19 protein-coding genes are annotated in these 19,051 nt (G+C 65.0%); 11 read left to right on the top strand and 8 right to left on the bottom strand.

What is annotated here, in order from left to right; translation table 11 throughout:
* The first annotated feature begins 80 nt into the window (after window positions 1–80).
* Window positions 81–899 carry a posphoenolpyruvate synthetase regulatory kinase/phosphorylase PpsR gene (ppsR, locus tag OMP44_RS04995; RefSeq protein ID WP_133859682.1) on the top strand — a complete coding sequence of 273 codons (819 nt, stop codon included), beginning with the start codon at window positions 81–83 and terminating at the stop codon, window positions 897–899.
* 48 nt (window positions 900–947) lie between these two features.
* A complete protein-coding gene (locus OMP44_RS04990; protein ID WP_280306841.1) occupies window positions 948–1,577 on the top strand; it encodes a LysE family translocator in 630 nt (209 codons plus the stop codon).
* Window position 1,578: 1 nt separating this feature from the next.
* On the opposite strand, the gene OMP44_RS04985 is transcribed toward OMP44_RS04990, so the two are convergent.
* The 6 genes from OMP44_RS04985 to OMP44_RS04960 all read right to left on the bottom strand — a co-directional run bounded on the left by OMP44_RS04985 (window position 1,579) and on the right by OMP44_RS04960 (window position 9,205).
* Window positions 1,579–2,634, bottom strand: a complete 1,056-nt coding sequence (locus OMP44_RS04985; protein ID WP_280306839.1) for a hypothetical protein — start codon at window positions 2,632–2,634, stop codon at window positions 1,579–1,581.
* A 101-nt stretch (window positions 2,635–2,735) separates the two neighbouring features.
* Window positions 2,736–3,236, bottom strand: coding sequence for a GNAT family N-acetyltransferase (locus OMP44_RS04980; RefSeq protein ID WP_133859685.1), 501 nt, complete (start codon window positions 3,234–3,236; stop codon window positions 2,736–2,738).
* Window positions 3,237–3,320: 84 nt separating this feature from the next.
* Window positions 3,321–5,723 carry a TonB-dependent siderophore receptor gene (locus tag OMP44_RS04975; protein ID WP_187978793.1) on the bottom strand — a complete coding sequence of 801 codons (2,403 nt, stop codon included), beginning with the start codon at window positions 5,721–5,723 and terminating at the stop codon, window positions 3,321–3,323.
* Between the two features lie 395 nt (window positions 5,724–6,118).
* Complete coding sequence (locus OMP44_RS04970) at window positions 6,119–8,116, bottom strand: CHASE2 domain-containing protein (RefSeq protein WP_187978792.1); 1,998 nt, start codon at window positions 8,114–8,116, stop codon at window positions 6,119–6,121.
* 10 nt (window positions 8,117–8,126) lie between these two features.
* Window positions 8,127–8,759: an OmpA family protein gene (locus OMP44_RS04965; protein ID WP_280306838.1), complete on the bottom strand. Its 633-nt coding sequence runs from the start codon at window positions 8,757–8,759 to the stop codon at window positions 8,127–8,129.
* Window positions 8,756–9,205 (bottom strand): FecR family protein, encoded by a 450-nt coding sequence (locus tag OMP44_RS04960; protein WP_280306837.1) that lies wholly within the window; start codon window positions 9,203–9,205, stop codon window positions 8,756–8,758. The genes OMP44_RS04965 and OMP44_RS04960 overlap by 4 nt, the downstream gene beginning before the upstream one ends.
* 266 nt (window positions 9,206–9,471) lie before the next feature.
* Between OMP44_RS04960 and OMP44_RS04955 the strand changes: the two genes are divergently transcribed.
* Window positions 9,472–10,038, top strand: coding sequence for a histidine phosphatase family protein (locus tag OMP44_RS04955; protein WP_280306836.1), 567 nt, complete (start codon window positions 9,472–9,474; stop codon window positions 10,036–10,038).
* A 6-nt stretch (window positions 10,039–10,044) separates the two neighbouring features.
* On the opposite strand, the gene OMP44_RS04950 is transcribed toward OMP44_RS04955, so the two are convergent.
* Together OMP44_RS04950 and OMP44_RS04945 are read right to left on the bottom strand one after the other, a co-directional pair.
* On the bottom strand, window positions 10,045–10,425 hold the full coding sequence (locus tag OMP44_RS04950) for a DUF1090 domain-containing protein (RefSeq protein ID WP_166655859.1): 381 nt from the start codon (window positions 10,423–10,425) through the stop codon (window positions 10,045–10,047).
* Between the two features lie 48 nt (window positions 10,426–10,473).
* Window positions 10,474–11,283 (bottom strand): inositol monophosphatase family protein, encoded by an 810-nt coding sequence (locus OMP44_RS04945; protein WP_280306835.1) that lies wholly within the window; start codon window positions 11,281–11,283, stop codon window positions 10,474–10,476.
* A gap of 301 nt (window positions 11,284–11,584) precedes the next feature.
* Here OMP44_RS04945 and OMP44_RS04940 point away from each other — a divergent pair, with 301 nt between their 5' ends.
* From OMP44_RS04940 to OMP44_RS04905, 8 genes are all read left to right on the top strand, one after another.
* Window positions 11,585–12,025 carry a hypothetical protein gene (locus tag OMP44_RS04940; protein WP_133859693.1) on the top strand — a complete coding sequence of 147 codons (441 nt, stop codon included), beginning with the start codon at window positions 11,585–11,587 and terminating at the stop codon, window positions 12,023–12,025.
* A gap of 152 nt (window positions 12,026–12,177) precedes the next feature.
* Complete coding sequence (locus OMP44_RS04935) at window positions 12,178–12,423, top strand: hypothetical protein (RefSeq protein WP_133859694.1); 246 nt, start codon at window positions 12,178–12,180, stop codon at window positions 12,421–12,423.
* A 143-nt stretch (window positions 12,424–12,566) separates the two neighbouring features.
* Window positions 12,567–12,881 carry a hypothetical protein gene (locus OMP44_RS04930; RefSeq protein WP_133859695.1) on the top strand — a complete coding sequence of 105 codons (315 nt, stop codon included), beginning with the start codon at window positions 12,567–12,569 and terminating at the stop codon, window positions 12,879–12,881.
* Window positions 12,882–13,096: 215 nt separating this feature from the next.
* Window positions 13,097–14,422: an ABC transporter substrate-binding protein gene (locus OMP44_RS04925; protein WP_187978787.1), complete on the top strand. Its 1,326-nt coding sequence runs from the start codon at window positions 13,097–13,099 to the stop codon at window positions 14,420–14,422.
* Window positions 14,423–14,544: 122 nt separating this feature from the next.
* The gene (locus OMP44_RS04920; protein WP_133859696.1) at window positions 14,545–15,477 is read left to right on the top strand and encodes a carbohydrate ABC transporter permease; all 933 of its coding nucleotides are present in this window, start codon (window positions 14,545–14,547) and stop codon (window positions 15,475–15,477) included.
* Window positions 15,478–15,487: 10 nt separating this feature from the next.
* Complete coding sequence (locus OMP44_RS04915; RefSeq protein ID WP_133859697.1) at window positions 15,488–16,321, top strand: carbohydrate ABC transporter permease; 834 nt, start codon at window positions 15,488–15,490, stop codon at window positions 16,319–16,321.
* 19 nt (window positions 16,322–16,340) lie between these two features.
* Window positions 16,341–17,438 carry an ABC transporter ATP-binding protein gene (locus OMP44_RS04910; protein WP_187978786.1) on the top strand — a complete coding sequence of 366 codons (1,098 nt, stop codon included), beginning with the start codon at window positions 16,341–16,343 and terminating at the stop codon, window positions 17,436–17,438.
* A 67-nt stretch (window positions 17,439–17,505) separates the two neighbouring features.
* On the top strand, window positions 17,506–18,981 hold the full coding sequence (locus OMP44_RS04905) for a mannitol dehydrogenase family protein (RefSeq protein WP_273861224.1): 1,476 nt from the start codon (window positions 17,506–17,508) through the stop codon (window positions 18,979–18,981).
* Window positions 18,982–19,051: the final 70 nt, after the last annotated feature.

Genomic DNA, 19,051 nt, shown 5'->3' with positions numbered 1-19,051 from the left:
GCGCCCGCCCCATGGACAGTGGACGGCGGTAGGTTACAGTGCAGCGATCCCTGCCCCGTACGCCACCAGGACGTCCCTCCATGCAACGAACCGCCTTTTTCATTTCCGACGGTACCGGCATCACGGCCGAAACCCTCGGTCAGAGCCTCCTGGCCCAGTTCGGGGACATCACCTTCAGAAAGATCACGCGCCCCTACGTGGATACGCTGGACAAGGCCAGGGCGATGGTACAGCAGATCAATGCCGCCGCCGTCCAGGACGGTGCGCGACCCATCATCTTCGATACCATCGTCAACCGTGACATCCGGGCCATTCTGGACCAGTCGAACGGGTTCATGATCGACATCTTCTCCACGTTTTTATCCCCGCTCGAACGGGAACTTTCCGCCGAATCTTCGTATTCGGTAGGGAAGTCACATTCGATCATGCACAATAGTCACTACATGGAGCGGATCGAGGCCGTCAATTTCGCACTCGAAAACGACGACGGCGCCCGCACGACCCACTATGCGCAGGCCGATCTGATCCTGGTGGGGGTCTCGCGCTGCGGCAAGACGCCGACCTGCCTCTACATGGCGCTGCAATATGGCATCCGCGCGGCGAACTATCCGCTGACCGAAGAGGACATGGAGCGCCTGCAGTTGCCCGCTTCGCTCAAGACCTACAAGGACAAGCTGTTCGGGCTGACCATCGACGCCGAGCGCCTGGCGGCGATCCGCCACGAGCGCCGGCCCAACAGTCGCTATGCGAGCTTCGCCCAGTGCGAATTCGAACTGCGCGAGGTGGAGAGTCTGTTCCGTCGCGAGAACATCTCCTTCATCAACACCACGCATTTTTCCGTGGAGGAGATCTCGGCGAAGATTCTGGTGGAGAAAGGCGTGGAAAGACGGTTTAAATAGCCGACCACCCTCCTCTGCAGCGCCTGCGTGGCGCGCCAGGCGACCGCCATGAACCTCGTCGATGCCCTGCTGTTCTTTCCGGTCGCCCTGCTCATCGCCCTGACCCCCGGCCCCAACAACTTCTGCTCGCTCGGCAATGGCATCCGCCATGGCGCGGTGACCGCGGGCTTGGCGGCCCTGGGTCGCGATGTGGCCTTCGTGATCTTCCTGGTGATCTCGGCGGTGGGCCTGGGCGCCATGCTGCTGGCTTCGGAGACGGCCTTCACCGTCATCAAGTGGATCGGCGCGCTCTACCTGCTCTACCTCGGCGTGAAGAGCTGGCGCAGCCGGGCCTTCGACGGCCTGGACCTGACCGAGACCGGGGCGGCCCAACCGCGGGCGCTGCACCGGCTGATGCTGCAGGAATTCCTCATCGGCATCAGCAATCCCAAGGCGATCCTGCTGTTCGCCGCGGTCTTTCCGCAGTTCATCGACCCCACTCAGCCGACGACCCAGCAATTCGTCTACCTGGGTGGCACCCATCTGTTCGCGGAAATGGTCGCGGCCTTCATCTATGGTCTGTTCGGCCGGCAGATCCGCCGCTTCATCCGCGGACCCCGTGGGGTCCGTCGCCTCAACCAGGCTACCGGGGCCTTCTTTGCCGGCGCAGGCGGTCTGTTGCTGACCGCCCACCGCTGATTCAGGACGACACCAGCCCGGACTGGGCGGCGCCCAGCTTGGCCAGGGCCGCTTCGATCGCCGACCAGGGCTGCTGCCTGGGCGCTACCGGCTTGTCCACGGCTGCCTGGCGAGCGGTCCGCACCAGAGCGTTGAATTCGGCTGTCAGAGCAGCGGCCTGGGCCGTGTCCGCATCTCCGGTAAAGACCACGGGCGACAGCCAGAGGCGCTCCTTCAGGCGTTCGCCGATCTGGTAGGCGAATTGCAGCCGCCGCTGCTGGCCGATCTGCCCGGCCTCGGTGTCTTCGACCAGGCCCAGCGACAGCGTCTTGTAGGCCGGCAGCCGATCGAGCAGACCCTGCTGGGCCTGGACCGAACGCGGCCAGTCGACATGCAGCCCCTCCACCGGCAGAGCGGTAGCCAGGCCCAGGTTGTCGATCAGCTCACCGTGACGCACGCCCAGCAGCTTCTTCAGCGGCTCGCGCTGCAGCAGGTTGTAGGCCCTTTCGAAGGCGGTACGCCAGGCCAGCGGCAGCTCCAGCGCCAGCAGCGGCTCGTCGAGCTGGATCCATTCCACGCCCTGGGCGGCCAACCGCGCGAAGATCTCGCCGTAGACCGGCAGCAGCGACTCCAGCAGCTCGAGGCGGTCGAAGGCGGGATCGAGTGCGCGACCAAGCCACAGATAGCTCAGCGGCCCGAGGATTATCGGCTTGACGGCCAGACCGAGCGCCTGGGCCTCGGCGACCTCATCGAAAAGCTGTTCCCAGCCGATGGCAAAGGACTGGTCCGAGGTGAATACGGGAACCTGACAGGTGCCGGCGAACCCGTGATCGTCCGCCGGCTCGACATGGGCGGCAGCGCCTACCAGACAGGAGTGCGCCAGCACCCGATCGCCCCAGCCAAAGTCGCCTACCGTGAGCCACTCACAACCCGCAGCCTGCTGGGCACGCCACGCCTGCCGACGCTGCTCGCGTCCCTGGGCGATCAGGGCGGCGCGGTCGCAATTGTCGAGAGACGCCAGGGACGCGTCACCCTGTTGCTCGCTGCGCGCGGAACCCTGGGAATGAATCTTGACCATTGCACACCTCCACTTGACAGGCTGGAGATTGTCTTCTCGCGCGACGCATGAAACAAACTCAGGTTTCTTGTGATGAACTCAAGTTTCTTTCATACACCCGATCAGGGCTTGAAGCGCGCCATGCTGTAGACGTCGGTGAACACCCCATCGCGCAGGGCATAGCGCCGCAGCAGACCTTCTTCTTCGAAACCGAGCTTGCGATAGAGCGCCAGGGCCGGCTCGTTGTCGCTGAAAACCGTCAGCTCGACCCGTTGCAGATTCATCCAGTTGTCGGCGAGGTCGAGCAGCGCCGTCAGCAGCTGGGTGCCTATGCCCTGCCCCTGGCAATCCCGGGCCACGCCCATACCGATGGCACCACAATGCTGGCGGCGAATACGCGGCTGCTGTTCGAGACTGGCGCTGCCCACAACCCGCCCCTGCTGCAGGGCGACCAGCGCGACCCGGCCCTCGCGCTCGGCACTCTGCCGCTGCCGCCATTGCTCGGCGGTCTGATAGGGCAATTGCAGCACCTGTCGCGCCACTACCGGATCGCCATAAAGGGCGGCCAGGCCCTCGGCGTGACGATCGGCATAGCGTTCCAGATGGACGAGCGAGCTGGACATGGGTGGCACTCCTTCGCGGAAGTCCGCAGCTTCGCCCAGGTCCGGGGGATCGGACAAGGGCGAAGCGTACGAGTCACGCGCCGGTTACAGCGTCCACTTCAGGCTAAGCATGACGTTGCGAGGATCGCCGTAGGTGCCGAAACCCGTGCCGCTGGGAATGCCCTGCCAATACTTCTCGTCGAAGATGTTGTTGAAGTTGACCCGGCCATCCCAGTGGTCGTTGAAGCGGTAGCCCGCCATCAGGCCGACCACGGAATAGCTGTCCTGCTTGGCCTCGCCATTACCCACCCGCTTGAAGGTCTCGCTCTGCGCCAGCACATCGGCGCCGATGCGCCATTTGCTCAGATCCCCGGTCAGTTGATAGCTGGTGGCAGCCTTGAACAGATGCTTGGGCTGCTCCGGAGCGAAGCGGCGGTCTTCGTAGACCAGATCCTTGGTGTACTCGCTCAGCACCAGGGTATAGGCCGCCGATGCCTGCCAGTTGGGCGCCAGTTGCCCGGAGATCTCCGCATCGATGCCACGGCTGCGCACTTCGCCGGCAGTGTCGTAGCAGGTACGGCTCTGCCGGGTGCACTCGATCGGCTGGGGGGACAGCTCATAGGCGCGGCCCTCCTGAATGGTCTCGAAGAGCGCTACGGAGGCATTCAGGGCACCGTCGAAATAGGCGCCCTTCAGGCCAATCTCGTAGCTCTTGCCCGTCATGGGCGCGAGCACGGAGTTACCGGTGTTCTGCTGGCTCTGCGGTTTGAAGATATCGGTGTAGCTGGCGTAGACCGAATAGGTGTCGTTCAGGTCGTAGATGATGCCGGCATAGGGCGTAAATTCACGCGTGGCCTTGTAGTCGTCATCGCTGTAGAGGTTGTCGAAGTCATACCAGCTGACCCGGCCGCCGACGATGACGTGCAGCGGGTCTATGGGGTTGAAACGCGCCGCCGCGTAGATCGCTTCTTCGGTCGTGGTGTTCTTGCTGGCATAGGGCGTCAGGCTGTCCTTGGCCGGCTTGGGAATGCTGCTGGGGCGGAAGTTGTAGATATCGATCGGTGTAGCACCCGAGTAGCCGCCACGCTGATAGAACTTCTCCTGACGGCGACTCACCCCGGCCATCAATTCGTGCTCGCGGCCCAGCAACTGGAAGGGACCGCTGACCGAGGCGTCGATGTTGAGCTGGTCGGAATCGGTACGGTAGGCGCCGGAAGCGGTACCGAGATCGGCCACCGTGTTGTAGGCGTAGTTGTTGCTCGGCAGGGTGGTGACGTAGTTGGAATAGGTATCCGAATTCGCCCAGACCTGCTGCGCCGCCAGCTTGGCCTTCCAGCCGTTGTCGAAGGTGTGGGTGATGTCGGAGAACAGGGTGTAGTTGTCCTGATCCCAGTAAGCCCAGTCGCCGCTCAGGAAGGTGGAGCGCGACAGGTGCAGGTTTTCCCCATTGGGACCGCTGGGCAGGCTGCCCCAATCGGAGGTCTTGTCCTCGCGCTGCTTGGACGCGCCGATGGTCCAGGTGGTGGCGTCGCTGAGATCCGCTTCGAGGACGCCATAGAAGGTCTGGCGCTTGCGCTCGCGCACGTCCTGGAAACTGTGGCCGTCCTCGTAGGCGGCCACGGCGCGACCGCGCAGGGTGCCGGCTTCGTTGAGCTTGTTGGAGGCGTCGACCTCGGTACGGTAGCGGTCCCAGCTGCCGGCGCTGGTGGTGACGCTGACCTGGGGGAAGGCGGTCGGGCGCTTGCGCACCAGATTCAGGGTGGCCGAAGGATCGCCGGCGCCGGTCATCAGGCCGGTGGCGCCGCGAACCACCTCGACGCGGTCGTAGATGGACAGATCGGCCGAGGACAGGGTGTCGAGGGTAAAGGTCCCGGCCGTGGTGGGCAGGCCGTCGTACATGATGTTGTCGATGCGGAAGCCACGGGAGAGGAATTCCTGACGGTCGCCGCCGAACTTGTTCAGCGTCACTCCAGGGGCGTATCTGACCACATCATTGAGATCGGTCATGCCCTGGTCTTCCATGCGCTGCCGGGTGATGACACTCACCGACTGGGGCGTCTCCCGGATCGACAGGGGCAGGCCGGTGGAGGTGCTCATGGCGCCGGTGGTGTAGGAGCGTGTCCCTTCGGTGGTCGTCCGGCCGGTCAGGGAGCCATCGTCCGCGCTGATGGTGGTGGCCTCCAGCGCCACGCTGCCGGTCGCCGCCTGGGTGGCCACCGGGGCGACGGTCGCGACCGAGCCGCTGACCGAGGCCGCGAGGCCACTGCCCGCCAGCAGGCGCTGCAGGGCGACATCCGGCTCCATCCGCCCCGCCAGTGCCGGTGCTCGCTTGCCCACCAGGGCAGCAGGATCGTAATTCACCTGGAAACCGCTCGCGCGCGCGAAGCTCTGCAAGGCATCGGCCAGCGGCTGCGCCGGTTGCGACAGCGCCACGGGAGCGGCCTGGGCGAGGGTCGCCACGCCCAGGGAGACGGAAAGCGCGATGAGACGAAGGGAGAAGAGCTGCATGTCGTTGGTCGTCCTCTAGGGAAACACCGACCCGTCCGTACCCCACGTAAGGACTCGCTGGAGGCTTTCCAGGGACCGGTATCCATTGCCGTCTTGCGCGGCGGAACGCAGGCTATGCAACCTGGATGCATCTGTAAATGCAAATTAATATCATAAGCGAACGCAAATCAGCCGATTCCGCTCCGGAAGCGCTCAAGGACGCGCCTCTGCCGGTGTCAGCCTTCCATCGCCCTGTCCTGACTATTTTCGAGGAAATGTTTCAAGGAAACAGGGACTGACCTGCCTACCTTGCGCGGCAGTGGGCAAAGCTGTTGCGCGAGCGGTGGCCTATCGCTGTGGTGAAGGCGGAATTGGAAATGGAGGGCTGGGGAAACTACAGACGGCGGTGGGCCGGTTCAAACCAGCCGCCTGGAGCCACCCACTCCCTCATCGTGAAAGCGCTGGGCGATGGCGCAGATCTGCGGCTCGATGGCCAGGAAGGCGTCGAGCACCAGGGGATCGAAGGTGCTGCCGCGCATCTCGCGCATCATCTGCAGCGAATCCGCATGGCTGAACGGCTCCTTGTAGCAGCGCCGGCTGATCAGGGCGTCGTAGATATCGGCCACCGCCATGATCCGCCCCGCCAGCGGGATGCCGGTACCGGACAATCCGTTGGGATAGCCGCTGCCATCCCACTTCTCGTGGTGGGTGCTGGCGATCTCGGCGGCCAGGGCGAGAAAGTTGTCATCCTCCAGATGGCTGGCCGTGCTGAGGATGATCTGCCGACCGAATTCGGCATGCCGCTGCATCACCTGCATCTCCTCCGGGGTCAGCCGGCCGGGCTTGAGCAGGATGGCATCCGGCACGCCGACCTTGCCGATGTCGTGCAAGGGCGCGGACAGGAACAGCAGCTTGATGTAATCGGGCGTGAGTTGCTCCGGCGCGTGGCCGGACAGCCGCAACTGCTCGGCGATGGCGCGAACGTAGTACTGGGTGCGCTTGATATGGGCACCGGTTTCGGGATCGCGGGTTTCGGCGACCGCCGCCATGGACTCGATGGTGACCTGCCGCGAGCGTTCCAGCTGCCGGCGCCAGCGCTCTTCGTGCTGACGCGCCAGGATGATCCGGGTGATCAGCGCCAGCGCCGAGAGCATCGCCACCAGCAGCAGAGGCGCGGCCAGCGGCAGGAAGACGTCATGGCGAACGAACAGCCAGGCGCCCAGCAGTTGCGGCAGGACGATCAAGGCGGCCGCCAGCAGGGCGAAGCGACGCTGACTGCGATTGAAGAGAAAGCCAACGGCGAGCAGCAGGCCGCCGGTCAGGCATAGCACCAGTTGCAGCACGCCGGCGAACTGGGGAATCCGTACCAGGGCATCGTCCAGCAGGTCCTGGGTCAGGGCGGCCTGCAGCCTGACACCGGAAAAGATCTGGCCCAGCGCCGTCGTGTGCAGGTCGTTGAAGCCTGCGGCCGAGACGCCGACGAAGACGACCTTGCCCTTGAGGGTGGCCGGCGCCACCGCGCCGCTGAGCACCGCCACTGCCGAGACCTCCGGATAGTGCTCGGCCCCGCTGTGCAGCCGCAGCAGCGCCTGGCCTTCGCGATCGAGTGGCAGCCGGTGATCGCCGAGTCGCAGCATCGGCCCGGCAAGGCCGCTATCCACCACCGCCTCGTTCAGCCCCAGGGCGCGCAGGGTGGCGGCCAGCGCCAGACTCGGATGGAGGATGCCCTGGTGGCTGAGCAGCAGGGGGACGCGCCGCAGGATGCCATCGCTGTCACGCTGGCTGTTGATGAAGCCGCTGAAGCGCGTCTGGCTGGCGATGGGGGCCACGTTGTCCAGCGCGCCGCTGGCTGCGGGCAGCTGAAGGGCGTCGAGGTCGCCGGTGAAGCCGACCCCTGGCCGCAGTCCGCCGGAGACGGGTTGCTGCAGATCGAGAAAGAAGAAACGGGCGCCGACGGCCCCCGTCTGCCCCATGACGTAGCCGAGATAACCGTCATTGTCCTGCAATTCCGCAGGCACTCCGGAAAAGTTCAGGTCCACACCGAAGTCGTCGCGGAAACTCTGCTGCAAGGCCTTGAGCGAGGTCCGGTCCGGCTCGCTGAACAGGACATCCACGGCGATCGCCGCCGGCTCGGCCTCGGCGATGCGGGAGAGCAGCTGAGCGACCCGGTAGCGGGGCCAGGGCCACTGCCCGAGCGCCGCCAGACTCGCCTCGTCGATGCTGACCACCTGGACATCCGTGGCATCCTCGGTGCTGGCCGCAAGGCGACTGAGCTGGTCGTAGGCCAGGCGATCGAGGTACTGCAGCGGCGGCAACTGCGCCAGGGCAGCGAGGCCGAAGGCCAGCGACAGCCCCAGGCTGACCAGGAACATCCAGGGCGCGCGCCGGCGCAGCAGGGTCGCAACGGAGTTCATGCCCGCGAACCTAGAGAATCAGGACTTCGACACGCCGGTTGCGTGGCTCGGATTTGCCGGGACGGGTCGGCACCAGGGGCACGGTATCGCCGAAAAACTCGACATTGATACGCAACTTGGGATCGAGCCGCTGCAGCAGACCGGCCACCTTGCGGGCACGCTGCCCCGAGAGGTCGAGGTTGTAGGAAGGCGCTCCCGAGCCATCCGCATGGCCGAAAACCGAAATCTCCGTGGGGATGCGCTGCCGTGCCGTTTCCAGCACCTCAGGGAGGAGCGCCTTGGACTGCGGCGTGAGCTCCATGCTGTCGGAGAGGAAGTTGAGGATGTAGGTCTTCGGCGGCGACGGCTGAGCCGCCAGCACCTGTCGATGCTGCTGCTCGAAAAGGGGTTGGGCGACCGCCTGCACAGCGGTCGGCGCCTGCCCCGGTGCGCCCACCGTGACCTCGCCGAAGCCCTGGTCGATGGCCTGGCGACCGGCCGAGCTGGTTACCGAAACGGCGCCGACATGGCCGTCTTCATCGGGCATGAGGATGACCCGCGTCTGCGGCGGCGGCGGACTGGCACAGCCGCCCAGCAGCAGCGCGGACAACAGCACGCTCAGCAGCAGACGCCCAGGGGACGCGACAGCGACCATCGCGTTCATTGGGCCTGGACCAGGAAACGGGTGCCGCGCACGCCGATGGTAGCGGTCGGCGTTTCGATCTTGACCGTGTCGGGGGCGACCTTGCCGATCTTGCCGGACGAGTAGATGGCGGAGCCCTTGGTCAGGTACAGCGAGAAGCCATAGCGACTGCGCTTGGGCTCGAAGAGATAGTCACGCAATTGCACATCGGCGTCGCTGCCCAGGGTGAGCAGGGTGCCGTCGAGAAAGACGATGGCGGCGGTGGCATCCGGACCGGCCTGCAGGCGATCGGCCACCTCCAGGGTGGTACCGGCCTGAGCGTCCAGGGTGGCATTCTGGCGCACTACCTTGACGCTGCCCGAGACGCTCTTGATCAGCGCCACATGTGCCTCTTCCGCGGCCGTGACCGGCGCAGACCCCAGCAATTGCAGCCCGAGCAGCGCCAATGCGAACAGTGTTGTCTTCATGCTTTCCTGGTCCCTGGATGGAAGGGCGTGGCCGCCGTGGGGCGACGGATTGCCGGCAGGACCTCGGATGGAACCTTGAAGCGGCCTGCTGCGCAGCGGTCAGGGCTCCAGACTCGTGAACCCAGTCACCTTCTACCAGATAAACAAGCCAAGCGGCACGCAAAGTAGTACGAATGGCACCTGGCCACTATTCATGCCATCACGACCCCGCGAGACGAACGGCACCGGCAGCGGTCTAGTGAGCAATCTTTCCAAGGTTACCTTTCATGCAGATCATTCTGGTCCGTCACGGCAAGCCCGATCTATCCAGCAAGGCCCGCTGCACTCCAAGGGAGATGAAGGATTGGGTCGCGCGCTACCAGAAGGCGCCGGTGCCCGCAGGCCAGGAGCCCGCGGAGACGCGGCGGCTGGCGCAAGAGGCGGGTTACGTGGTGAGCAGTCCCCTGAGTCGCTGCGTGCGCTCGCTCGAGTACCTGATGGGGTGCCCCGGCAGCCCGGTGGATGACCGCTATGCCGAAGCCCACCTGCCCTATCTGGAACTGGATACGCCGCGACTGCCGGTCAAGGCCTGGCGCCTGCTGTTCAGATCCGCCTGGTTCCTGGGTTTCGCCGCCCATACCGAGTCCATCGGCAGTTCCTCGGTACGCGCCGGCCAGGCGGCCGATCACCTCATCGAACTGGCCGAACGCCACGGTTCGGTACTGCTGCTGGGGCACGGCATCATGAACGTGCTGATCGCCTGGCAGTTGCGCAAGCGCGGCTGGCGCGGCCCCCTGCACCTGCTGCTCAAGGACTACTGGAAGCCGAGCATCTATCGCAAGGAAACGCGCTGAGATCGCTCAGCGGTCCGCCCTGGCGCGGGCCTCTTCCAGTTCACGGCGCGCCTCGGCCAGCTTTCGGGTGCGCACCTGGATCTTGTCTGCGTCGCCCTTGGCCTGGGCGCTACGCAGATCCCGTTCTCGCTCGGCCACCTCGCGGCTCCGGGCCTGGATGACGTCCAGCCGCTGCTGGCGCAGGCCGGCGTCGGTGCAATGCGCCTGGACCGCGCCGAGTGCCCGCCGCAACCCCGCCAGCCGCCCTGCATCGCCTTGCGCCTGCGCCTGGGCGATCTGCCGCTCCAGCGTCAGGCGCTTCGCCGCGCAGCCGCCGTCGGCCGCCACAGCCAGGCCGGGCAGCAACAGGGTGGTCGCGAACAGCACTGTCCTGGTTCGGTCTTTCATCGGCATTCCTCCGGACATTGAAAGGCGAGCGCTTCCGGGTCGTTTCGCTCAAGCGTCCAGCGACGGCCCGACCAGCGCGGCAAGCTGATCGTAGACGCCGGGCGCTGCCACCAGCAGGGGATTGCCATTGACCAGGCCATCGTTGCGCAGGAAGGCGTTGTGGCGCCCCCCTGCCTCCTGGATCAGGACCAGGCCCGCCAGGCAGTCCCAGCCATGGATCAGGGTTTCGTAATAGCCGATCAGCCGGCCGGCGGCGACATAGGCCGTCATCAGGGCACCCGAGCCATTGCGGAAGAATTGCCCCCCCTCGGCGAGCAAACCGGTCACGAATGGCAGGAAGTGTTCCTTGCCGCGTCTATGAGTGGTACCCAGCCCGGTCAGGCCCTGGCGGATCTCGGTGGCCGCATGGACGCGCAGCGGCTGGCCGTTGACGAAGGCGCCGTGCCCGCGCAGGCCATGGAAGAGTTCGTCGTGATTCGGATCCATGATGGCGCCGAGCAAGGGCTCGCCCTCGTGCATCAGGCCGATGGACACGCACCAGTTGTGCAGGCCGTTGAGAAAGGGCGCGGTGCCGTCGATGGGGTCTATGACCCAGAGGTAGGGCGCGGACAGGTCGGTGGCGCCGCCCTCCTCGCCCAGCAGGCCATCCTCCGGAAAGCGCTCGCTCAGGCGTTGGCGGATGAGCTCCTCCAGCGTCTTGTCGGCGATGCTCACCACGTCCTGCAGGTCGCTGCCCTTGTGGTCCACCTGCAGCGCACCACGCCGGCGATAGAAGTCGAGGCCGAGCTGCGCCGCTTCCCGGGCGATGTCCTGGACAGCGCGGTAGCGTTCGGCGATGGCGGGGGCGATAGCGGTCATGAGCGCTCCTGGAACGGGAAAAGGCGTCAGGGTGCCAGTTCCACCGGTGGAAAAGAATAGTCGCGATCCTGCCCGTCAGCGCCCTTGACGCTGGCCCCGGTCAGACCGTGGCCGTGCACTGGCCAAATTCTGCCGATGTCGGCAAAGGTCCGACTAGAAGCCCCTGGTCATGGCCGTGTCATCTCGGCGGCGCAGGCTGTCGGGTATTGGCACTCAGGACGGCGAAATGCAGCGACGGACCGCACCAAATCCGCTCGCCGCCGTCAGAACAGTTGAGTGCTCGTTGTACCGGGAGGACGCCATGACCGCACAAACTTCGCTATTCCACGGCAATGGTCAGCTGCAGCAGTTGCGGCGACTGATTCCCAGACAGCATTTCGAAGGTCTGGAACGCCATCTCGAGTTGCTGTCGCAGGAATTTCCGCTCTTCGATCATCCGCCGTTGAGCATCGACTGCGCCGTTGCCGAAACCCTGGAGAACCTTGGCATTCGTGCCTTCCAGTGGCAGGGCAGTTGCGATCTGCCACAGCGGATGGCCCTGGGCAGCGCCCTGATGGGCGAAGGATTCATGGCTCAGTCCAGCACGCCGGAATACACCCTCTATCTCAACGTGCGAGGCGAGAAGGTGCTGTTGCGGCAAGAGCCCGCCGGTGGCCAGACCCTGGTCAGCCTGGTGTCGGATTGCCCGCCGCTCTTCGCTTATCTGGCGGCCAAGCACCGCGAGCCGCTACCGGTCGCCTGAGCGACCCGGCATCCGCTTGTCGGTAGCGTGACCGACCGGTAACGAGGATGACGAACGGGATCACAAATACGCAGTAACGTCAGACTAAGCGGGAACCAAATAGGCAGTGGAATGGTAGATTCGCGCTTCGGATCTACCAGGAGACCCAAGGAATGGGAATTCGTATTCTGGCCAGCGTCATCGCAACCTTCGCCGCCTTTCATGCCGAAGCTGCCACCCTCCCCGCCGTACCGCCGCTCAAGCTGGCGGACCTCACCCTTCAGGTCCCCCTCTCGAGTACCGATGCCATCCCTGCCAGAACTGACGCCCAGTTGCGCGACAGTCGGCAGCCAGTCAATGGCGCCCGCTGGCTGAACGAACATCGAACCCTTGCTCAAGAGCAACGCTGGGTATTCTAGTCCGTTGGATTGATGTCGACGGATGGTTTCCCATTCGTATGCTTTTTGATCCTGTCTGGGGAATGAATCGCTTTTTTTCAGGTCCGTCTGGTTCTACGGGCAGCTCAACTCTTCTGCCCTTTCAACCTGCACGCGGAGCCGTCATGAAACGCCTGTCCCTTCTCCTGTTCGCCGCCCTGTCGGCCTGCAGCTCGGCTCCCACGCAGCCCCCGGCCGATCCGTCGCAATTCGGCGGCCGTACCCAGGAACAACTCCGGCAGAGTTTCGGCTCGCCGCAGCGGGTCGCGCAGCTCGATCGCCTGGTGGTCTACGAATATCGCAACCTGCGCGCCCCGGGCAGTGCGACGCCGGTCTATTCCTTCCTCATCGAAAACGAGCGGGTGATCGAATCCACCCCCGGAACCTTGCAGCTTTATCGCGAGGACGGCATCACCAAGGTCAAGGCGGAAAGTCTCTAGGCAGAGCCGCCGGCCGGATCGCACGTCCCGCGCAGCCTTGCGCGGATGTGCAAAAAAATACCGATTTTGGTGTCTTTCAGCATTTGTTTCCCGGGCGGCAACGGGCTGTAATCGGTCCGTGGCTTCCGCTGCAAAGGCCGTCACAGCCGGCCGCGTAGTGGGTTACAACAACAAGAAAAGCGTCTGCTGCAGTTGCACAGGACGCGGAGTGCAAGATGAAAACAACACCAAAAGCGCTTTTATTGTCCGCTGTCACCCTCTCTGCAGGCCTGACCTTCTCGCTGGCCCTCCAGGCCGCCGAAACGGTCACCATCGCCACCGTCAACAACAGCGACATGATCCGCATGCAGCGGCTGTCCAAGACCTTCGAAGAACAGCACCCCGACATCAAGCTCAACTGGGTGGTGCTCGAGGAAAACGTGCTGCGGCAGCGGCTGACAACCGACATCGCCACCCAGGGCGGTCAGTTCGACGTCCTGACCATCGGCATGTACGAGACCGGCCTCTGGGGCGCCCAGAACTGGCTGGAGCCCATGAAGGACCTGCCCGCCAACTACGACCTGGACGACCTCTTCCCGTCGGTTCGCGAAGGCCTGTCGGTCAAGGGCACCCTCTATGCGCTGCCCTTCTACGCCGAAAGCTCCATCACCTACTACCGCAAGGACCTGTTCCAGCAGGCTGGGCTGACCATGCCCACCCAGCCCACCTGGACCCAGATCGCCGAGTTCGCCGGCAAGCTGCACCAGCCGGACAAGGACCAGTACGGTCTCTGCCTGAGAGGCAAGGCCGGCTGGGGCGAGAACATGGCCCTGGTCACCACCATGGCCAACGCCTTCGGCGCGCGCTGGTTCGACGAGAAGTGGCAACCGGAATTCACCGGCCCGGAATGGACCGCGGCGGCCAACTACTACGTCACCAACATGAAGAAGTACGGTCCGCCCGGCGCCTCCAGCAACGGCTTCAACGAGAACCTGGCGCTGTTCAACAGCGGCAAGTGCGCCATCTGGGTCGATGCCAGCGTCGCCGGCTCCTTCACCATGGACAAGAGCCAGAGCAAGGTCGCCGACAGCGTCGGCTTCGCCGGCTCGCCGCGCGAGGTCACCGACAAGGGCTCCTCCTGGCTGTACGCCTGGTCCCTGGGTATCCCGACTTCATCCAAGCACAAGGATGCCGCCAAGACCTTCGTGACCTGGGCCACCTCCAAGGACTACGCCAAGCTGGTCGCGGACAAGGACGGCATCGCCAACGTGCCGCCGGGTACCCGCAAGTCCACCTACAGCCAGGCCTACATGGACGCGGCGCCCTTCGCCAAGGTCTCGCTGGACATGCTGCAGCACGCCGACCCGGCCCATCCCTCGGCCAAGCCGGTGCCCTATGTGGGCATCCAGTACGTGACCATCCCCGAGTTCCAGGCCATCGGCACCTCGGTAGGCAAGCTGTTCGCCGCGGCCCTCACCGGGCAGATGTCGGTCGAGCAGGCGCTGCAGGCGGCGCAGCAGTCCACCGCCCGGGAAATGAAGCGCGCCGGCTATCCCAAGTAGCGCTGGAGCCCTGGGTCCGCACCCCGCGGACCCAGGCCTAGCGGCTTTTCCTGCCTGATCCGTCGCTGGCGTCGCGAGACGCCAGTGCCTCGTCACGGCCCACTGCCTTGCGGAGCATCGCCATGCAGACCTCCACCCTCAAGACGCCCGCCGTCGAAACCCCTGCCGCTCCCGCCCGTCGTCAACGCCGTCGTGCTAGTCCCGGCTGGTTCCTGATCAGTCCTTCGGTGGCTCTGCTGCTGGTGTGGATGCTGGTGCCCCTGGGCATGACCATCTGGTTTTCGCTGATCCGCTACAACCTGCTCTATCCGGGCGAGCACGCCTTCGTCGGCCTGGAGAACTTCGAATACTTCGTCACCGATGCCGGCTTCTGGCCCGGCATGAGCAACACCCTGCTGCTGGTGGGCAGCGTGCTGCTGATCAGCGTGGTCTTCGGCGTGCTGATCTCGGCGCTTCTGGAAGCCAGCGAGTTCCTTGGCCGCGGCATCGTCCGCGTCCTGCTGATCTCGCCGTTCTTCATCATGCCCACGGTCAGCGCCCTGATCTGGAAGAACCTGATCTTCCATCCGGTCTCCGGCATTCTCGCCGCGGTCTGGAAACTCTTCGGCGCCACCCCGGTGGACTGGCTGGCCACCCATCCGCTGCTGTCGATCATCCTGATCGTGTCCTGGCAGTGGCTGCCCTTCGCCATTCTCATCCTGATGACCGCCATGCAGTCGCTGGATCAGGAGCAGAAGGAAGCGGCCCGCCTGGATGGCGCCGGCCCGCTCGCCATCTTCTGGCACCTGACCCTGCCGCACCTGGCGCGGCCCATCGCCGTGGTGGTGATGATCGAGACGATCTTCCTGCTGTCGGTGTTCGCCGAGATCTACACCACCACCAGTGGCGGTCCGGGCTTCGCCTCCACCAACCTCGCCTACCTGATCTACAACCAGGCCCTGCTGCAGTTCGACGTCGGCCTGGCCTCCGCCGGCGGCCTGATCGCCGTGCTCATCGCCAACATCGCCGCCATCATCCTGGTGCGGATGCTCGGCAAGAACCTGACCCAACAGTGAGGACCCTGACATGCTGACGCTCAAGCAATCCCGGCGCCTGCAGAGCCTGCTGCTGGGCCTGCTCGCCTGGCTGGTAGCCCTGGTGCTGTTCTTCCCGATCTTCTGGATGGTGCTGACCAGCTTCAAGACCGAGATCGACGCCTTCGCCACGCCGCCGCAGTTCTTCTTCACGCCCACGCTGGAGAACTACCTGACCATCCAGGCACGCAGCGACTACTTCCACTTCGCGCTGAACTCGGTGGTGATCTCCTTTGGCGCCACCCTGCTGAGTCTGCTGCTGGCGCTGCCGGCGGCCTATTCCATGGCCTTCCACGAGACCAAGAACACCCAGCGCCTGCTGCTGTGGATGCTGTCCACCAAGATGCTGCCGGCGGTGGGCGTACTGGTGCCCATCTATCTGCTGGCCAAGCAGTTCGAACTGCTCGACAGCCGGCTGCTGCTGATCGCCGTCTACACCCTGATCAACCTGCCGATCGTGGTCTGGATGGTCTACACCTACTTCAAGGACATCCCCAAGGACATCCTCGAGGCCGCGCGCCTGGATGGCGCGACCACCTACCAGGAAATCGTCCGGGTGCTGCTGCCGATCGCCAAGGGCGGCATCGCCTCGACCATGCTGCTGTCGCTGATCCTCTGCTGGAACGAGGCCTTCTGGTCGCTGAACCTGACCTCGTCCAACGCCGCGCCGCTGACCGCGCTGATCGCCTCCTACTCCAGTCCCCAGGGACTGTTCTGGGCCAAGCTGTCGGCCGTCTCGACGCTGGCCTGCGCGCCCATCCTGATCTTTGGCTGGATCAGCCAGAAACAACTCGTCCGCGGCCTATCGTTCGGCGCGGTGAAATAAGAACAAGAGGACTCCTGTCATGGCCAATCTGAAAATCCGCAGCCTGCGCAAGGGCTTCGACTCGCTGGAAATCATCAAGGGCGTCGACCTCGACATCAACGACCGCGAATTCGTGGTCTTCGTCGGCCCGTCCGGGTGCGGCAAGTCAACCCTGCTGCGCCTCATCGCCGGCCTGGAAGAGGTCAGCAGCGGCACCCTGGAGCTGGACGGTCGCGACATCACCGAAGTGTCGCCTGCCAAGCGCGACCTGGCCATGGTGTTCCAGACCTATGCCCTCTATCCGCATATGAGCGTGCGCAAGAATCTGTCCTTCGCCCTCGATCTGGCCAAGATCGACAAGCAGGAAGTGGAGCGCAAGGTCGCCGATGCCGCCCGCATCCTCGAGCTGACGCCGCTGCTGGAGCGCAAGCCGCGTCAGCTCTCCGGTGGCCAGCGCCAGCGGGTGGCCATCGGCCGCGCCATCGTCCGCCAGCCGAAGATCTTTCTGTTCGACGAACCCCTGTCCAACCTGGACGCCGCCCTGCGCGTGCAGATGCGCCTGGAACTGGCGCGTCTGCACCAGGAATTGCAGGCCACCATGATCTACGTGACCCACGACCAGGTGGAAGCCATGACCCTGGCGACCAAGGTGGTGGTGCTCAACGGCGGCCGCGTCGAACAGGTCGGTTCGCCCCTGGAGCTCTATCACCATCCGGCCAACCTCTTCGTCGCCGGCTTCCTGGGCACGCCGAAGATGGCGTTCTTCAAGGGCAAGGTGGTGGCCACCGACGCCCAGGGCGTGGAGGTGGAGCTGGCGGCCGGTCCGCGCCTGCACCTGCCACGCCGTGGTGACGACCTCGCGATCGGCAGCCCGGTGACCCTGGGCATTCGCCCAGAACACCTGCGCCTGGCCGCCGACGGCCAGCTGCCGGTCATCAGCGACGTGGCCGAACGCCTGGGCAGCGACACCTATTGCCACATGGTCACCGAGGCCGAGGAGCCGCTGACCGTGCGCGTGCCGGGTGACTGCGCCGTCGCCTACGGCGAACGCCAGCGCCTGGCGCTGGACGTCGACTTCTGCCACCTGTTCGACGAACAGGGCCGCGCCGTGGCGCCGCTGCTGCGCAAAGCCGCCTGACCCCTCTCCCCTTTCCTGCCCCGGCGCCCCGCACGCGCCCGGGGCACCGCCTTGCAGGATCGCCATCGTGAAACTCAATCGCCAGCACCTCGAACAGCTTCCCGACTACATCGCCAAGCCCGGCTACGCCTCCTGCCAGTTGCGTCAGGGGATCGTCCACATCGGCGTCGGCGGCTTCCACCGCGCGCACCAGGCCATCTACACCGAGGCCCTGCTCAATCAGGGCCGCGACCTGGACTGGAGCATCTGCGGCGTCGGCCTGCGCGCCGAAGACCGCGCCATGCGTGATGCCCTGGCCGGCCAGGACTATCTCTACACCCAGGTGGTGCTGGCCGACGAGCCGAACACCGAGGTGCGCGTCGTCGGCGCCATCAGCGGCATGCTGCTGGCCGAAGACGGCACCCAGACGCTGATCGACAAGCTGGCCCATCCCAGCACCCGCATCGTCTCCCTCACCATCACCGAGGGCGGCTACTGCATGGATGACAGCACCGGCGAATTCAACTTCAAGCTGCCCCAGATCCAGCACGACCTGCAGCATCCGGGCGATCCGCGCAGCGTCTTCGGCTTCCTGCTGGCGGCCCTGGCCAAGCGCCGCGCCGAGGGCACCGGTCCCTTCACCGTGATGTCCTGCGACAACCTTCCGCACAATGGCCAGGTCACCCGCAAGGCCCTGCTGGCCTATGCCGCCCTGGTGGACGAAGAGCTGCACGGCTGGATCGCCGAGCACGTCAGCTTCCCCAACGCCATGGTCGATCGCATCACCCCCATGACCAGCACCGCCCATCGCGAGGCACTGCTGGCCGAACACGGCGTCGAGGACGCCTGGCCGGTGGTCTGCGAGCCCTTCCTGCAGTGGGTGCTGGAAGACAGGTTCGTCGCCGGTCGTCCGGCCTGGGAAGACGTCGGCGTCCAGTTCACCGATGACGTCACCCCCTACGAGGAGATGAAGATCAAGTTGCTCAACGGCAGCCATCTGGCGCTGACCTACCTGGGCTTCCTCAAGGGCTACCGTTTCGTCCACGAGACCATGGCCGATCCGCTGTTCGTGCGCTACATCCGCGCCTACATGGACGAGGACGTGACCCCGCAGCTGGCACCGGTGCCCGGCATCGATCTCGACCAGTACAAGGACACCCTGATCGAGCGCTTCTCCAATCGCGCCATCGCCGACCAGCTGGAGCGGGTCTGCTCCGATGGCTCGTCGAAGTTTCCCAAGTTCACCGTGCCGACCATCAACCGCCTGATCGAAGACGACCAGGCCATGGATCGCGCCGCCCTGGTGGTGGCCGCCTGGGCGGTCTATCTGCGTGGCGTGGACGAGACCGGGGCGACCTATCGCATCCCCGATCCGCGCGCCAATTACTGCGAGGAACTGGTGCAGGATCAGAAGAATCTTACCGAGCGCCTGCTGGGCGCCGAGGAAATCTTCGGTAAGCACATCCCGAAATCCGCGGCCTTCGTTGCCGCCTTCGAGCGGCAGCTGTACAACTTGCGTACCCACGGGGTCAGCGCCACCTTGCAGACCCTGCTCGGCGACTAGCCCTGGCAGAAAGCTGCCTGCTCAGCGTCGACTTTTCAGACAAGCCCTAACAACAACAAGGAGCGGCCAG

Origin of the sequence: Pseudomonas flavocrustae, from assembly GCF_029872515.1 — a bacterium.
GTDB lineage: Bacteria > Pseudomonadota > Gammaproteobacteria > Pseudomonadales > Pseudomonadaceae > Chryseomonas > Chryseomonas aestiva.
The sequence above is the reverse complement of the archived record's forward strand: the minus strand, read 5'-3'. Positions and strand labels throughout refer to the sequence as shown.

What these genes read in the sequence shown, in the direction of transcription:
- OMP44_RS04970 (WP_187978792.1), bottom strand. Translation starts at nt 8,116, where the DNA reads ATGAACTCCGTTGCGACCCTGCTGCGCCGGCGCGCGCCCTGGATGTTC.
- OMP44_RS04935 (WP_133859694.1), top strand. Translation starts at nt 12,178, where the DNA reads ATGGGAATTCGTATTCTGGCCAGCGTCATCGCAACCTTCGCCGCCTTT.
- OMP44_RS04975 (WP_187978793.1), bottom strand. Translation starts at nt 5,723, where the DNA reads ATGCAGCTCTTCTCCCTTCGTCTCATCGCGCTTTCCGTCTCCCTGGGC.
- OMP44_RS04915 (WP_133859697.1), top strand. Translation starts at nt 15,488, where the DNA reads ATGCTGACGCTCAAGCAATCCCGGCGCCTGCAGAGCCTGCTGCTGGGC.
- OMP44_RS04955 (WP_280306836.1), top strand. Translation starts at nt 9,472, where the DNA reads ATGCAGATCATTCTGGTCCGTCACGGCAAGCCCGATCTATCCAGCAAG.
- OMP44_RS04965 (WP_280306838.1), bottom strand. Translation starts at nt 8,759, where the DNA reads ATGAACGCGATGGTCGCTGTCGCGTCCCCTGGGCGTCTGCTGCTGAGC.
- OMP44_RS04925 (WP_187978787.1), top strand. Translation starts at nt 13,097, where the DNA reads ATGAAAACAACACCAAAAGCGCTTTTATTGTCCGCTGTCACCCTCTCT.
- OMP44_RS04920 (WP_133859696.1), top strand. Translation starts at nt 14,545, where the DNA reads ATGCAGACCTCCACCCTCAAGACGCCCGCCGTCGAAACCCCTGCCGCT.
- OMP44_RS04940 (WP_133859693.1), top strand. Translation starts at nt 11,585, where the DNA reads ATGACCGCACAAACTTCGCTATTCCACGGCAATGGTCAGCTGCAGCAG.
- ppsR (WP_133859682.1), top strand. Translation starts at nt 81, where the DNA reads ATGCAACGAACCGCCTTTTTCATTTCCGACGGTACCGGCATCACGGCC.
- OMP44_RS04990 (WP_280306841.1), top strand. Translation starts at nt 948, where the DNA reads ATGAACCTCGTCGATGCCCTGCTGTTCTTTCCGGTCGCCCTGCTCATC.
- OMP44_RS04980 (WP_133859685.1), bottom strand. Translation starts at nt 3,236, where the DNA reads ATGTCCAGCTCGCTCGTCCATCTGGAACGCTATGCCGATCGTCACGCC.
- OMP44_RS04985 (WP_280306839.1), bottom strand. Translation starts at nt 2,634, where the DNA reads ATGGTCAAGATTCATTCCCAGGGTTCCGCGCGCAGCGAGCAACAGGGT.
- OMP44_RS04960 (WP_280306837.1), bottom strand. Translation starts at nt 9,205, where the DNA reads ATGAAGACAACACTGTTCGCATTGGCGCTGCTCGGGCTGCAATTGCTG.
- OMP44_RS04910 (WP_187978786.1), top strand. Translation starts at nt 16,341, where the DNA reads ATGGCCAATCTGAAAATCCGCAGCCTGCGCAAGGGCTTCGACTCGCTG.
- OMP44_RS04945 (WP_280306835.1), bottom strand. Translation starts at nt 11,283, where the DNA reads ATGACCGCTATCGCCCCCGCCATCGCCGAACGCTACCGCGCTGTCCAG.
- OMP44_RS04950 (WP_166655859.1), bottom strand. Translation starts at nt 10,425, where the DNA reads ATGAAAGACCGAACCAGGACAGTGCTGTTCGCGACCACCCTGTTGCTG.
- OMP44_RS04930 (WP_133859695.1), top strand. Translation starts at nt 12,567, where the DNA reads ATGAAACGCCTGTCCCTTCTCCTGTTCGCCGCCCTGTCGGCCTGCAGC.